The 12,553-nt window shown below is 71.1% G+C and carries 11 protein-coding genes and 5 tRNA genes; 7 read left to right on the forward strand and 9 right to left on the reverse strand.

Translation table 11 applies throughout. The features are described 5' to 3' along the window. The first annotated feature begins 89 nt into the window (after positions 1–89). Positions 90–806, forward strand: coding sequence for an IclR family transcriptional regulator NdgR (ndgR, locus tag ACIQD7_RS33760; protein ID WP_053644579.1), 717 nt, complete (start codon positions 90–92; stop codon positions 804–806). A gap of 149 nt (positions 807–955) precedes the next feature. Here ndgR and ACIQD7_RS33765 read toward each other — a convergent pair. The 6 genes from ACIQD7_RS33765 to ACIQD7_RS33790 form a co-directional block, all read right to left on the reverse strand. Then, a tRNA-Glu gene (locus tag ACIQD7_RS33765) sits at positions 956–1,028 on the reverse strand. Between the two features lie 18 nt (positions 1,029–1,046). Beyond that, a tRNA-Gln gene (locus ACIQD7_RS33770) sits at positions 1,047–1,118 on the reverse strand. Positions 1,119–1,136: 18 nt separating this feature from the next. Then, positions 1,137–1,212, reverse strand: a tRNA-Glu gene (locus ACIQD7_RS33775). 84 nt (positions 1,213–1,296) lie between these two features. Then, a tRNA-Glu gene (locus ACIQD7_RS33780) sits at positions 1,297–1,369 on the reverse strand. Positions 1,370–1,412: 43 nt separating this feature from the next. After that, positions 1,413–1,484: transfer RNA gene (locus tag ACIQD7_RS33785), tRNA-Gln, on the reverse strand. 93 nt (positions 1,485–1,577) lie between these two features. Next, a complete protein-coding gene (locus tag ACIQD7_RS33790; protein WP_402447057.1) occupies positions 1,578–2,300 on the reverse strand; it encodes an HAD family hydrolase in 723 nt (240 codons plus the stop codon). A 165-nt stretch (positions 2,301–2,465) separates the two neighbouring features. On the opposite strand from ACIQD7_RS33790, the gene ACIQD7_RS33795 reads away from it, so the two are divergent. Continuing rightward, complete coding sequence (locus ACIQD7_RS33795) at positions 2,466–2,909, forward strand: peptidase inhibitor family I36 protein (protein ID WP_121833648.1); 444 nt, start codon at positions 2,466–2,468, stop codon at positions 2,907–2,909. Positions 2,910–2,914: 5 nt separating this feature from the next. Next, the gene (locus tag ACIQD7_RS33800; protein WP_402447060.1) at positions 2,915–3,838 is read left to right on the forward strand and encodes a hypothetical protein; all 924 of its coding nucleotides are present in this window, start codon (positions 2,915–2,917) and stop codon (positions 3,836–3,838) included. 115 nt (positions 3,839–3,953) lie between these two features. On the opposite strand, the gene gltX is transcribed toward ACIQD7_RS33800, so the two are convergent. The 3 genes from gltX to ACIQD7_RS33815 form a co-directional block, all read right to left on the reverse strand. Next, positions 3,954–5,429 carry a glutamate--tRNA ligase gene (gene gltX / locus ACIQD7_RS33805; RefSeq protein WP_402447063.1) on the reverse strand — a complete coding sequence of 492 codons (1,476 nt, stop codon included), beginning with the start codon at positions 5,427–5,429 and terminating at the stop codon, positions 3,954–3,956. Next, positions 5,422–6,216, reverse strand: a complete 795-nt coding sequence (locus ACIQD7_RS33810) for a fumarylacetoacetate hydrolase family protein (protein WP_121833651.1) — start codon at positions 6,214–6,216, stop codon at positions 5,422–5,424. The genes gltX and ACIQD7_RS33810 overlap by 8 nt, the downstream gene beginning before the upstream one ends. A gap of 132 nt (positions 6,217–6,348) precedes the next feature. Further along, positions 6,349–6,552: a hypothetical protein gene (locus ACIQD7_RS33815; RefSeq protein ID WP_121833652.1), complete on the reverse strand. Its 204-nt coding sequence runs from the start codon at positions 6,550–6,552 to the stop codon at positions 6,349–6,351. Positions 6,553–7,121: 569 nt separating this feature from the next. Between ACIQD7_RS33815 and ACIQD7_RS33820 the strand changes: the two genes are divergently transcribed. The 4 genes from ACIQD7_RS33820 (at position 7,122) to ACIQD7_RS33835 (ending at position 12,443) form a co-directional block, all read left to right on the forward strand. After that, the gene (locus ACIQD7_RS33820; protein ID WP_402447066.1) at positions 7,122–10,892 is read left to right on the forward strand and encodes a nitrate- and nitrite sensing domain-containing protein; all 3,771 of its coding nucleotides are present in this window, start codon (positions 7,122–7,124) and stop codon (positions 10,890–10,892) included. Between the two features lie 9 nt (positions 10,893–10,901). Further along, positions 10,902–11,315 carry a roadblock/LC7 domain-containing protein gene (locus ACIQD7_RS33825; RefSeq protein ID WP_053644606.1) on the forward strand — a complete coding sequence of 138 codons (414 nt, stop codon included), beginning with the start codon at positions 10,902–10,904 and terminating at the stop codon, positions 11,313–11,315. A 161-nt stretch (positions 11,316–11,476) separates the two neighbouring features. After that, positions 11,477–11,881, forward strand: a complete 405-nt coding sequence (locus tag ACIQD7_RS33830) for a DUF742 domain-containing protein (RefSeq protein ID WP_121834079.1) — start codon at positions 11,477–11,479, stop codon at positions 11,879–11,881. Continuing rightward, on the forward strand, positions 11,862–12,443 hold the full coding sequence (locus tag ACIQD7_RS33835) for an ATP/GTP-binding protein (protein ID WP_161374012.1): 582 nt from the start codon (positions 11,862–11,864) through the stop codon (positions 12,441–12,443). Before ACIQD7_RS33830 ends, ACIQD7_RS33835 begins: the two co-directional genes overlap by 20 nt. Positions 12,444–12,553 lie beyond the last annotated feature (110 nt).

Genomic DNA, 12,553 nt, shown 5'->3' on the forward strand with positions numbered 1-12,553 from the left:
CGGGCCGTTGTGCGGCCGCCCCACCAGAGTGACAAGTTCCCGGGAAAATTGAACTTGCGTTTCACAGAGTGAGACGCGAATATCGTTGCATGGACAACTCTAGCGGCGTAGGCGTTCTCGACAAGGCAGCCCTTGTCCTGAGCGCCCTGGAGTCCGGTCCGGCCACCCTCGCAGGACTGGTCGCGGCGACGGGACTCGCACGACCCACGGCACATCGTCTCGCCGTGGCACTGGAACACCACCGGATGGTGGCGCGTGACATGCAGGGCCGGTTCATCCTCGGACCGCGCCTCGCGGAGCTCGCCGCCGCGGCCGGCGAGGACCGCCTCCTCGCGACCGCGGGCCCGGTGCTCACGCATCTGCGCGACGTCACCGGCGAGAGCGCCCAGCTCTACCGGCGCCAGGGCGACATGCGCATCTGCGTGGCGGCGGCCGAGCGGCTCTCGGGCCTCCGGGACACGGTCCCGGTGGGCTCGACGCTGACGATGAAGGCCGGCTCGTCGGCGCAGATCCTGATGGCCTGGGAGGAGCCCGAGCGGCTGCACCGCGGCCTCCAGGGCGCCCGCTTCACGGCGACGGCCCTGTCGGGCGTACGGCGCCGCGGCTGGGCCCAGTCGATCGGCGAGCGGGAGCCGGGCGTGGCGTCCGTCTCCGCGCCCGTGCGCGGCCCCTCGAACCGCGTGGTGGCCGCCGTGTCGGTCTCGGGCCCCATCGAGCGCCTGACGCGCCACCCGGGCCGGATGCACGCCCAGGCGATCATCGACGCCGCCGCCCGCCTCTCCGAGGCGCTCCGCCGCAACGGCTGACGCCCCGCCCTTCCTTCCCGTTCGTCCCGGCCCACCGCTTCAACGCCGCAGCGGTGGGCCGGAGTTGCGTCCGGAGCCGTCCGCACGACGGGAAAGGAGCGGGGACGACGAAGAAGCCCTCCCCCGAAGGGAAGGGCTTCTCCTGTGCGTACCCCCGACCGGATTCGAACCGGCGCTACCGCCTTGAGAGGGCGGCGTGCTAGGCCGCTACACAACGGGGGCAAGATCTGGGATGATCCGCTGGCCTACCTGGACTCGAACCAAGACTAACTGAACCAGAATCAGTCGTGCTGCCAATTACACCATAGGCCACTGGTGGTTTAGACCAGTTGGTACCCCCGACCGGATTCGAACCGGCGCTACCGCCTTGAGAGGGCGGCGTGCTAGGCCGCTACACAACGGGGGCCCTAGCGATCCCACCCGGCCGGAGCCGGGTGATGTCACCGTAGGTCCACCGGGAGCTACCCAAGTGACCTACAGGATGGATCTGTACCCCCGACCGGATTCGAACCGGCGCTACCGCCTTGAGAGGGCGGCGTGCTAGGCCGCTACACAACGGGGGCCTTGCGGATCAAGATCCGCGGATTGCAGATGAAGCTCTGCGAGCTGGCCTACCTGGACTCGAACCAAGACTAACTGAACCAGAATCAGTCGTGCTGCCAATTACACCATAGGCCACCGGGGCAACATCTCCACCAGGGAAGATCCTGCTCGGCTTGCGCTTTCCGGGTTCTTGCCTTTCGGCTTGCTCCCCTCGGCGCAGGAAGAACATTACCCGAAGGTGGACCGCGCTCCAAAACGGGTATCCCCGCGCAGCAGGCCGGGGAGCTGGCTCAGCTCCGTGATCCGCTTCAGCTCGGGCCGGCCGCCGGTGCCCGCGCGGTCCAGCCAGATGCCCAGGAGCCCCGCCTCCGCCGCGCCCCGGGCGTCGATGTCCGGCTGGTCCCCGACGTACGCGACCTGGTGCGGGGGCAGACCGAGGGCGGTGCAGGCGGCGTGGAAGGCCTCCGGGGCGGGCTTGGCCACGCCGAGCTCGGCGGCGCACAGGACGGCCTCGAAGCGGTCCCGGACGCCGAGGACGCGGAGCTTGCGCTCCTGGTTGCGGATGCTGGAGTTCGACAGGACCGCGTGACGGTAGTCACGGGCCAGCAGGTCGAGCACGGGGACGGTGTCGGGGAAGAGCGCCCAGGCCGCCTCGTAGTGGACGACGTACCGGTCGAACCAGGCGTCGGCCTCGCCGGGGGTGAGCTCCGGCCGGCCGAGGAAGTCGCGGACCCGGTCGCGCCGCTGGTCCAGGAAGTCGCCGCCCTCCCGCTCGAAGCGGCGCCAGTGGAGGGCGGTCAGCTCCCGCCACCGGTCGAGGGCGGCCTCCACCGTGCCGAACCCTTCGAGGAGCCCCTCGGCCGCGAGGTGGCCGCGCATCCCGGCGGTGTCGGCGGTCGCGTAGTCGAAGATCGTGTCGTCGATGTCCCAGAGGACCGCCCGGATAACCATGGCATTCACCGTACCCGAACGGCATGGAAGGCGACCAAACATTCCATTGCACCCGGAATTTGAAATTCCGCATCCCGTGGCGGGGATTGGCCTTGACGCTGGCCGGAACGGCCCGGATAGGATCCTTCAGCCCTGCCCGCAACCCATTCTTCCAGGGGAGAAAAGATGAGCCTGCTGCGCCGCTCCGCCTCCATAGCGATCCCCGCCGTACTCGCCGTCGGTTTCGGCGTCACGCCCGCCCAGGCCGAGACGGGTCTTTACTGCAACAACTACTACGACAATTGCGGCGCCTTCTACTACAACAGCAACACCAGCGGCTCCTACATCGTCTTCACCGGCCTGAAGGGCCAGCAGGGCAGCATTCCCGACCTCGCCCCGTACAAGTTCCTGGGCAATGGAAGCGGCAAGGGCCAGACGGTGAAGAACAACGCCGCCTCGTTCTACAACGGCAGCTTCCAGATCACCACGGTCTTCTTCAACAGCAACTACGGCGGCCCGTGCGACAGCTTCGAGCCGCACGCCACGGCCAAGCAGCTCCGGAACACGTACAACGACAACGCCTCGCTCGGTTTCGGCCGGTCCGGAGTCAACTGCTACAAGTTCAGCTGACGGGGATGAGACGTCTGGCGCCGGCCGCGCTCGTCCTCCTCTGCGCCGTCCTGGCCGGGTGCTCCGCGCCCGAGCCGCCCGCGCGGCCCGCGCCGACGACGGGCGCCGCCGGAGCGGGCACGCATACCCCGGCCGCGTCCGCCGCGACCCCCGCCGCCGAGAGCGCGTACACCTTCCGGCTGCCGATGGCCCGTTACAGCTACACCGAGGCCGAATACGCTCTTGTCCAATCCGCCGAGCACGTGCTGGCGAAACGGTGCATGGCGCGCTATTCGCTCTCCTACCGGCCGCCGGCGCCCGCTCCCCCGCCTCCGCCCGTGGACCGGCGTTACGGTCTCGCGGAGAAAAGCAATGCCGACCGGTTCGGATATCGCCTGCCGCCGGTCCCGACGCCCTCCCCGGCTCCGGCCGGCGAGCGGCTCGGCGCGGCGGAGATTCTCGTCCTGTACGGACGGCAGGGTGCCGGGGGCCGGGCGGGAAAGCTCGAACACCGAGGAAAGGCCATTCCGGAGAAGGGCTGTCTCGGACAGGCCATGGAGGATTTCCGCAAGGGGTACGAACATCCCGAGGGTGCCGACGCGGCGAGCCGGATAGCGACGCGGAGCCATCAGGAATCCCTGACCGATCCGAAGGTGCGGGCCGCGCTCGGGAAATGGTCCGCCTGCATGGCGGAGTCCGGATATTCCTACGCGTCCCCGATGGAGCCGCTGGGGAAATACCTCGAAGGGCCCGTCACGGCCGAGGAGCGCGCGACCGCCGGAACGGACGTCGCCTGCAAGCGGAGCACCGGTCTCCTGGAGACCTGGTTCGGCGTGGAGTCGGAGGTCCAGCGGCGGATGATCGGCCCGGAGTCGGCGGTCCTGGAGGAGCTGCGCGACCGGCACGTCCGGAAGGTGGCGGCGGCCCGGAGGATCATCGCCGAGGGGTGAGGCCGGGTGAGCCCGGATGTCGGCCGCGCCCCGGTGCCGGATGCGCCCCGGTGTCCGGACGCGCCGGAGGGGTACGACCACGGGCCGTACCCCTCCGGTGTTGTACGAGCGGTGCCTACGCGGTGAGCTTCGCCAGGGCCGCGTCGATGCGGGCCAGGGTCTTCTCCTCGCCCAGGATCTCCAGGGACTCGAAGAGCGGCAGGCCGACCGTGCGGCCGGTGACCGCGACGCGGACCGGGGCCTGGGCCTTGCCGAGCTTGAGGCCGTGGGCCTCGCCGGCGGCCAGGACGGCGCTCTTGAGGGACTCGGGGTCGCTCCAGTCGGCGCCCGCGAGCTTCTCCCGGGCGGTGGTGAGGAGCGCGGCCGGCTCGCCCTTCATCGCCTTGTCCCACGAGGCCTGGTCGAAGACCGGCTCGGGCAGGAAGAGGAAGTCGACGTTGGCCGTGATGTCCGAGAGGACGGTCAGGCGGGTCTGGGCGTGCGGCGCGACGGCCTCCCAGGCGGCCCGGTCGAAGTCCTCCGGCGCCCAGGGGGCGTGCGGGGCGCGCAGCCAGGGCTCGCAGGCCTCGGCGAACGCCTTCACGTCCAGCCTGCGGATGTGGTCGGCGTTGATCGACTCGGCCTTCTTGAGGTCGAAGCGGGCCGGGTTGGCGTTGACGTCGGCGATGTCGAACTTCTCCACCATCTCGGGGATCGTGAAGAGGTCCTGGTCGGCGGAGAAGGACCAGCCGAGCAGGGAGAGGTAGTTCAGCAGGCCCTCGGGGAGGAAGCCGCGCTCCCGGTAGAGGTTGAGGGAGGCCTGCGGGTCGCGCTTGGAGAGCTTCTTGTTGCCCTCGCCCATCACGTACGGCAGGTGGCCGAAGGCGGGGATCTCCTTGGCGACGCCCAGCTCGATCAGCGCCTTGTAGAGCGCGATCTGGCGCGGGGTGGAGGAGAGCAGGTCCTCGCCGCGCAGGACGTGGGTGATCTCCATCAGGGCGTCGTCGACCGGGTTGACCAGGGTGTAGAGCGGGGCGCCGTTGGCCCGGAGGATGCCGTAGTCCGGCACGTTCTCCGGGGTGAAGGTCAGCTCGCCGCGGACCAGGTCGGTGAAGGTGATGGGCTCGTCGGGCATCCGGAAGCGGACGATCGACGTGCGGCCCTCGGCCTCGTACGCCGCCTTCCGCTCCTCGGTGAGGTCGCGGCAGTGGCCGTCGTAGCCGGAGGGGCGGCCGGCGGCGCGGGCGGCCTCGCGGCGCTCGTCGAGCTCCTCGGTGGTGCAGTAGCAGGGGTACGCGTGGCCGCCGGCGAGCAGCTTGTCGGCGACGTCCTTGTAGATGTCCATCCGCTGCGACTGGCGGTACGGCGCGTGCGGGCCGCCGATCTCCGGTCCCTCGTCCCAGTCGAGGCCGAGCCAGCGCAGCGAGTCGAGCAGCTGCTGGTACGACTCCTCCGAGTCGCGCGCCGCGTCGGTGTCCTCGATGCGGAAGACCATGGTGCCCTGGTTGTGCCGGGCGAAGGCCCAGTTGAAGAGGGCGGTGCGGACCAGACCCACGTGGGGGTTGCCGGTCGGCGAGGGACAGAAACGGACGCGGATGTTCGCGTTAGCCACGCTTGATCACCTTATTGGTGAGAGTGCCGATGCCTTCGATGGTGACGGCGACCTCGTCGCCGACGTTGAGGGGGCCGACCCCGGCCGGGGTGCCGGTGAGGATGACGTCTCCGGGGAGCAGCGTCATGGCCTCGGTGATGTGGACGACCAGGTCCTCGACGGAGCGGATCATGTCGCTCGTGCGGCCGAGCTGGCGCTGCTCGCCGTTGACCGTGGCCTGCACGGTCAGGTCGCCGGCCTGCGCGGGGCTCAGGCCGGTCTCGACCCAGGGGCCCAGCGGGCAGGAGGTGTCGAAGCCCTTGGCGCGGGCCCATTGGTTCTCGCGCCTCTGGACGTCCCGGGCGGTGACGTCGTTGGCGCAGGTGTACCCGAAGATCACGTCCTGGACGCGTTCGCGGGGGACCTCGCGGCACATGCGGCCGATCACCACGGCCAGTTCGGCCTCGTGGTGCAGCTCGCTGGAGAAGGAGGGGTACTCGACGGCGTCGCCGGAGCCGATCACCGAGGTGGTGGGCTTGAAGAAGGCGACGGGGGCGTCGGGGACCTCGTTGCCGAGTTCGGCGGCGTGCTCGGCGTAGTTGCGGCCGATGCCCACGACCTTGTTGGGGAGCACGGGCGGCAGGAGCCGTACCTTGCTCAGCGGGACCTTGGTGCCGCTGAGTTCGAAGTCGGTGTAGGGGATGCCCTTGATGATGTCGAGGACGAGGCCGCCGGACTCGACGGTCCCCTCGCCCTCGACGGCGCCGAAGGCCACGTTGCCGTCGATGGAGAATCTGGCGATGCGCACGAGTGCTGTCGCCCCTCACTTGGTACTGGCTGGAGTCTGACGCTCCAGGCTAACGCGGCGGGGGGCCGCCGAACGGCGACATACGGGCCGTACGGGCCGGTGGGAGCGGGTCCCGGGCCCGCCGGGCGGGTGCTAGCGGGCGACCGTGGCGTACGGGGCGGGCTCGTACGGGGCCGGGGGCTGCATGAGGACGGTGCGGCGCGGGTTGGCCGTCCGGCCGGGCAGCTCGGCCGCGTACTCCGGCTGGGCGCCCCGGCCGAGCTGTGCGGCGTCCTGGAGGTGGACGAGGGTGGAGCGGCGGGGGTTGGCCGTGGTGCGGAGCGTCGTCTTGTTCATCGCGGTGATCAGACCTTGTTCCGGGACGGGCGCCCGTGCGGGCGCGTAGGGGTCGTAAAGCGTCAGGCTAAACATGGGATTCCCTTCGAATGCATGGCTAAGACATCGATCGGCGTGTGAGTTTGCTCACCAACGATGGTAGATTCCAGGCATTACGGACAGCCACCGGCCATCCCGGAAAGGGACATTCCGCCACTGAATGCTCTATTCCGCTCCTGATCATGTCGACTGGGACACACGGGGATGCCGGGCCATTGGCACAGAAAAGTCCGTTTCCTCCGCGATCATCTTCTACATGGGGTGACACGTCGGGCACGCGTTGTCATACGCTTCCCGGCGCGACACGCGGCCCTTGTTGGAGATCCGGCACTGTGCTGGAATTCCCGCACCGCCGCGGGTTTCAAGCCGGCGCGCAGAGGCGCAACGCAGCGCCGGCCGAGTGGCGGGACGAAGGGGGAACTGCGCCGGTCACCGACGACCACCTGGGGTGCTCCACACACCCCGATCGACACCGACACCGCCCTCTCCGTTCATCCGGAAGGGCGCCTGGTCCAGAGGTTGCGACGCTAGTGCAGGGACGTTTCAAGAGGGATGGCTCGGGGTCTCCCCAGGCCCGTCAGGGCCGAGCGGATGCTCCGGCGGAGCAGGAACCGCGTGCCGGGACCGACCGCGGTCCCTCGGCCTCGCACACCCCGAACCAGGGTCAGGGTCCGTCCGGCGAGGGCGGTGACGGCGGCCGCCGCGCGGGCTCCGCGGGCACGCCGTCCGAGGCGTCCGCCGCTCCCGCGCCCAAGGCCGAGAACGAGGTCGGCTCCCGAATAGCCCTCCGCAACTGGCGCATCTCGACGCGTCTGGTCGCGCTCCTCACCCTCCCCGTGGTCGCCGCGACCGCCCTGGGCGGCATCCGCATCAACGAGTCGCTCAAGGACATGGAGCAGCTCGACCACATGCAGCTGCTCACCAAGCTGACGCGTGAGGCGACGGACCTCGCCAAGGCCCTCCAGGCCGAGCGCGACCACTCCGCCGGCCCGCTGGCCAACGGCCGCCCGGTCAGCGACTACCAGGTCGCCAACCCGCGCCGGAAGACGGACCTGGAGTACAAGGCCTTCCTGGCCGCCACCGAGGAAATCCCCTCCACCGAGGGCGACGAGGCGCTGCGCAGCATCCGCCAGAACGTCAGCCAGATCGCCTCCCAGGTCACCGAGCTCCACTCCATCCGGGGCAGCGCGTACAAGAAGGACGTCTCCAACTCGGTGACGGTCGAGGCGTACAGCCGTCTCATCCGCTCGCTCCTGAGCCTGTCGCAGGACATGGCGCAGGCGACCAGCAACCCCGAGATGATCAAGCGGACCCGCGCGCTCGCCGCGTTCTCGTCCGCCAAGGAGTACGCCTCCATCCAGCAGGCGATCATCGCGGCGGCGCTGCCCCCGAGCGACCGGACCCGCGGCAAGATCGAGCAGGGCGACCGGCTGTACGGCGAGGCCGCGCTCAACAGTGAGAACGTCGAGCTCAAGTCCTTCCAGGCGATCTACAAGTCGACCGGTGGCGACGCCGACGACCTGACGTCGACCCTGAACCGGGGCAACCCGTCCATCACCGCGGCCGACAAGTACGCCGAACGCGTGCTCGGCTCGGAAAACATGATGCAGAACGGCCCCCGGCGCGGCCATCTGAACTTCACCGACGAGTACGGCACCAAGATCGCCGCGATGGACCGCATCGAGAGCGTCCTGCTCGGCGACATGGAGTCCATGGCCCGTGAGCTGCGGCAGGAGTCGCAGCGCGAGGCGATCATCAACGGTGCGCTGATCCTGCTCGTCCTCGGCGTCTCGCTCGTCGGCGCCTTCGTCGTGGCGCGGTCCATGATCCGCTCGCTGCGCCGCCTCCAGGACACCGCGACCAAGGTCGCCCAGGAACGCCTGCCCGAGCTCGTCAAGCAGCTCTCCGAGTCCGACCCGCAGGACGTCGACACCTCCGTCGAGTCCGTCGGCGTGCACTCCCGGGACGAGATCGGCCAGGTGGCCGCGGCCTTCGACGACGTGCACCGCGAGGCCGTCCGCCTCGCCGCCGAGCAGGCCCTCCTCCGGGGCAACGTCAACGCGATGTTCACCAACCTCTCGCGCCGCTCCCAGGGCCTCATCCAGCGTCAGCTCTCGCTCATCTCCGAACTGGAGTCCCGCGAGGCCGACCCGGACCAGCTCTCCTCGCTCTTCAAGCTCGACCACCTCGCCACCCGTATGCGGCGTAACGGCGAGAACCTCCTCGTCCTCGCCGGCGAGGAGCCGGGCCGCCGCTGGACCCGTCCGGTCCCGCTGGTCGACGTGCTCCGCGCCGCCGCCTCCGAGGTGGAGCAGTACGAGCGCATCGAACTGGCCGCGGTCCCGGCGACCGAGGTCGCCGGCCGGGTCGTCAACGACCTCGTGCACCTCCTCGCCGAGCTGCTGGAGAACGCCACCTCGTTCTCCTCCCCGCAGACGAAGGTCCGGGTCACCGGCCACGCGCTGCCCGACGGCCGGGTGCTCGTCGAGATCCACGACACCGGCATCGGCCTCTCCCCCGAGGACCTCGCGGCGATCAACGAGCGGCTCGCCTCGCCGCCCACCGTGGACGTCTCGGTCTCGCGCCGCATGGGTCTGTTCGTGGTCGGCCGCCTGTCCCTGCGACACGGCATCCGCATCCAGCTGCGCCCCTCCGACTCGGGCGGCACCACTGCGCTCGTCATGCTCCCCGTCGACGTCGCCCAGGGCGGCAAGAAGCCCATGCCCAAGCCGGGCGCGGGCGGCCAGGGCGCGATGCCTCCGGGCGCCTCCGCCCCGGGCGGCCGGCTGCCCGGCGGCCCCGGCGCGGCCGGCGGTCCCGGCGGACGTCCGGGCCAGGGCGGCGCGCCGTCCCCGGCGGCCGGACGCCTCGGCACCGGCGCCCCGCGCGGCCAGGTCGGCGCGGGCGGCCCCCGGGCCGCGCTGCCCGCCCGTGACGGCGCCCCGCTCGCCGGCGGCCCGCAGCAGCCCCGCACCCCGCAGCCGCAGAACGCGCAGCTGGAGCAGACCGGCCGGCAGCCGCAGGCGCCCCAGGCCCCCGAGGCCCCGCGCCCGGGCGGCGGCGGTCTCATCGGCGGCGCCGCGAGCGCCATCCCGTCCCGCACGGACGTCTGGGGCAACCAGGGCGGCCAGACCAACCAGGGCACCCCGCAGGCCGGTCCCGGCGCGCAACAGCAGGCGTCGCAGGGCGGGTACGACTTCCCGCGCGCCGAGCTGCCGGGCGGCACCCCGCCGCCGCAGCAGCGTCCGCAGGCCGCGAGCTGGGGCAACGAGCAGGCCCCGCAGCAGCCGGTGCGCCGCCCGCAGCAGGAGATGTCCCCGCTGGACGCCCCGCGCGGCCACGAGGACCCGGAGGCGGGCCGGTTCGCGGCTCCGCAGGGTCCCGGCTCCACGGGCCAGTTCCCGCGGCCCGACTTCGGTGCTCCGCAGGCCCCGCAGCAGCAGGCTCCCCAGCAGCCGCAGGTCCCGCAGGGGTACCAGGGCGGTGCGCAGGACCCGGCGTCGACGGCGCAGTTCCCGCGTCCGGACTTCGGCGCTCCGCAGGGTCCCGGCTCCACCGGCCAGTTCCCGCGCCCCGACTTCGGCGCCCCGCAGGCCCCGCAGCAGCAGGCCCCCCAGCAGCCGCAGGGCTACCAGGGCGGCCAGCAGCAGCAGTTCGGCCGGCAGCCCTTCGTACCGCAGGCGCAGCCGCAGGCTCCGCAGCCCCCGGCGCCGCGCCAGCGGACCGGCGGGAACGACTTCGGCGCCCCGCGTCCGGCCGAGCCGGGCCGTCAGCAGCCGCAGCAGCCGCAGCTCCAGCAGCCGCGCCGACCGGAGGCGCTGCCGCCGGCGAGCGGCGCGGGCGACGGCCGTACGCCGCTGTACGACAACCTGGAGACCAACTGGTTCCACCAGGACCAGGCGGCCCAGCAGGCCCAGGCCCAGGACCCGGCGCAGACGGCGCAGACCCCGGTCGTACCGCGCTCGGCCGCCCCGGCCCCCCGCCAGGGCGACCAGAACGGCGGGGCCGCCTGGCGGACCTCGCCCAACGACGAGCTGGTGCGCCAGGCCGAGCGGGTGCGCAAGCCCGCGGCCGGCGGCGTCACCACCTCCGGCCTCCCCCGGCGCGTGCCGAAGGCCAACCTCGTACCCGGGACCGCCCAGGAGCAGGCCCACACGGCCGGCCCCCAGGTCTCGCGTGCACCCGACGACGTCCGCGGCCGGCTCACCAACCTGCGCCGCGGCATTCAGCAGGGCCGTCAGGCCGGTAACTCGACCACGGGTACTCACCACCTCGGTCCGAACCATCAGCAGGAGCGTTAGTTGAACGCGATGAGCCAGGCGGCGCAGAATCTGAACTGGTTGATCACCAACTTCGTGGACAACACCCCCGGGGTGTCCCACACGGTGGTGGTCTCCGCCGACGGACTCCTGCTGGCCATGTCCGAAGGATTCCCCCGCGACCGCGCCGACCAGCTGGCGGCGGTCGCGTCCGGACTGACCTCGCTGACCGCGGGCGCGTCCAGGATCTTCGAGGGTGGTCCGGTCGCGCAGACCGTCGTGGAGATGGAGCGCGGCTTCCTCTTCCTCATGCAGGTCTCGGACGGCTCCTCGCTGGCCGTGCTCGCCCACCCCGAGTGCGACATCGGCCTCGTGGGCTACGAGATGACGCTGCTGGTCGACCGGGCCGGCAGCGTGCTCACCCCGGACCTCCGCGCGGAGCTCCAGGGCAGCCTGCTCCACTAGCGGGGTCCCCACCCGGACACCCCGTCCCCGCACCGAATGACCGACAGGGCGGTACGCCCCTCCGTACCGCCCTGGAAACCGTTCACCGTCCGGCCGCCCCACCCGGCCCCCCACCGGCCCCATCAGACGGCAGAAGTCTTGCTGTCACGCCCGGAGGATTCATGACCCCGCCCCCCGCCTCTCACGATCCGTACGGCTCCTCAGTCGACGAGTACGGGCACGAGGGCGACCAGCCGCTGGTCCGTCCGTACGCGATGACCGGCGGCCGGACCCGGCCGCGCTACCAGCTCGCCATCGAGGCGCTGGTCAGCACCACGGCCGACCCGGCGCACCTCGCCACGCTGCTCCCCGAGCACCAGCGGATCTGCCACCTGTGCCGCGAGGTCAAGTCGGTGGCCGAGGTGTCGGCCCTCCTGTCGATGCCGCTCGGCGTCGCCAGGATCCTCGTCGCCGACCTGGCGGAGGCCGGCATGGTGGCGATCCACCAGCCGGGCAACGGAGAGACCGGCGGCACGCCGGACGTGACTCTGCTCGAAAGGGTGCTCAGTGGACTTCGCAAGCTCTAGCGGCGGTGCGGCCCGGTCGACCACCAGCGCGAAGATCGTGGTGGCGGGTGGCTTCGGCGTGGGCAAGACCACGTTCGTCGGCGCCGTCTCGGAGATCAATCCGCTGCGTACCGAGGCCGTGATGACGTCCGCTTCGGCGGGCATCGACGACCTGACGCACACGGGTGGCAAGACGACGACGACCGTCGCCATGGACTTCGGCCGCATCACGCTCGACCAGGACCTGATCCTGTACCTGTTCGGCACGCCCGGGCAGGACCGCTTCTGGTTCATGTGGGACGACCTGGTGCGGGGGGCCATCGGCGCCGTCGTGCTCGTCGACACCCGGCGTCTCGCGGACTGTTTCCCGGCGGTCGACTACTTCGAGAACTCGGGCCTGCCGTTCGTCATCGCCCTCAACGGCTTCGACGGCAGCCAGCCTTACCAGCCCGAAGAGGTGCGCGAGGCCCTGCAGATCGGTCCGGACACCCCCATCATCACCACCGACGCCCGCCACCGCGCCGATGCCAAGAGCGCGCTCATCACGCTCGTCGAGCACGCCCTGATGGCGCGGCTCAAGTAGGAGGCCGGGCCGGGCGGTTGCCCCGCACCGCCGGTCCGGGGGCGGTCTGTGTCGTTCGACACGACCGCCCCCGTGTTCATAACGTTTCGACAGAGAATTGGGGCGCCTCG

Origin of the sequence: Streptomyces sp. NPDC093071 (assembly GCF_044754545.1) — a bacterium.
Lineage (GTDB): Bacteria > Actinomycetota > Actinomycetes > Streptomycetales > Streptomycetaceae > Streptomyces.

Excerpts from the sequence above, each read along its gene's own strand:
- ndgR (WP_053644579.1), top strand. The coding sequence starts at position 90 with ATGGACAACTCTAGCGGCGTAGGCGTTCTCGACAAGGCAGCCCTTGTC.
- ACIQD7_RS33790 (WP_402447057.1), bottom strand. The coding sequence starts at position 2,300 with ATGGTTATCCGGGCGGTCCTCTGGGACATCGACGACACGATCTTCGAC.
- ACIQD7_RS33795 (WP_121833648.1), top strand. The coding sequence starts at position 2,466 with ATGAGCCTGCTGCGCCGCTCCGCCTCCATAGCGATCCCCGCCGTACTC.
- ACIQD7_RS33800 (WP_402447060.1), top strand. The coding sequence starts at position 2,915 with ATGAGACGTCTGGCGCCGGCCGCGCTCGTCCTCCTCTGCGCCGTCCTG.
- ACIQD7_RS33815 (WP_121833652.1), bottom strand. The coding sequence starts at position 6,552 with ATGAACAAGACGACGCTCCGCACCACGGCCAACCCCCGCCGCTCCACC.
- ACIQD7_RS33825 (WP_053644606.1), top strand. The coding sequence starts at position 10,902 with ATGAGCCAGGCGGCGCAGAATCTGAACTGGTTGATCACCAACTTCGTG.
- ACIQD7_RS33830 (WP_121834079.1), top strand. The coding sequence starts at position 11,477 with ATGACCCCGCCCCCCGCCTCTCACGATCCGTACGGCTCCTCAGTCGAC.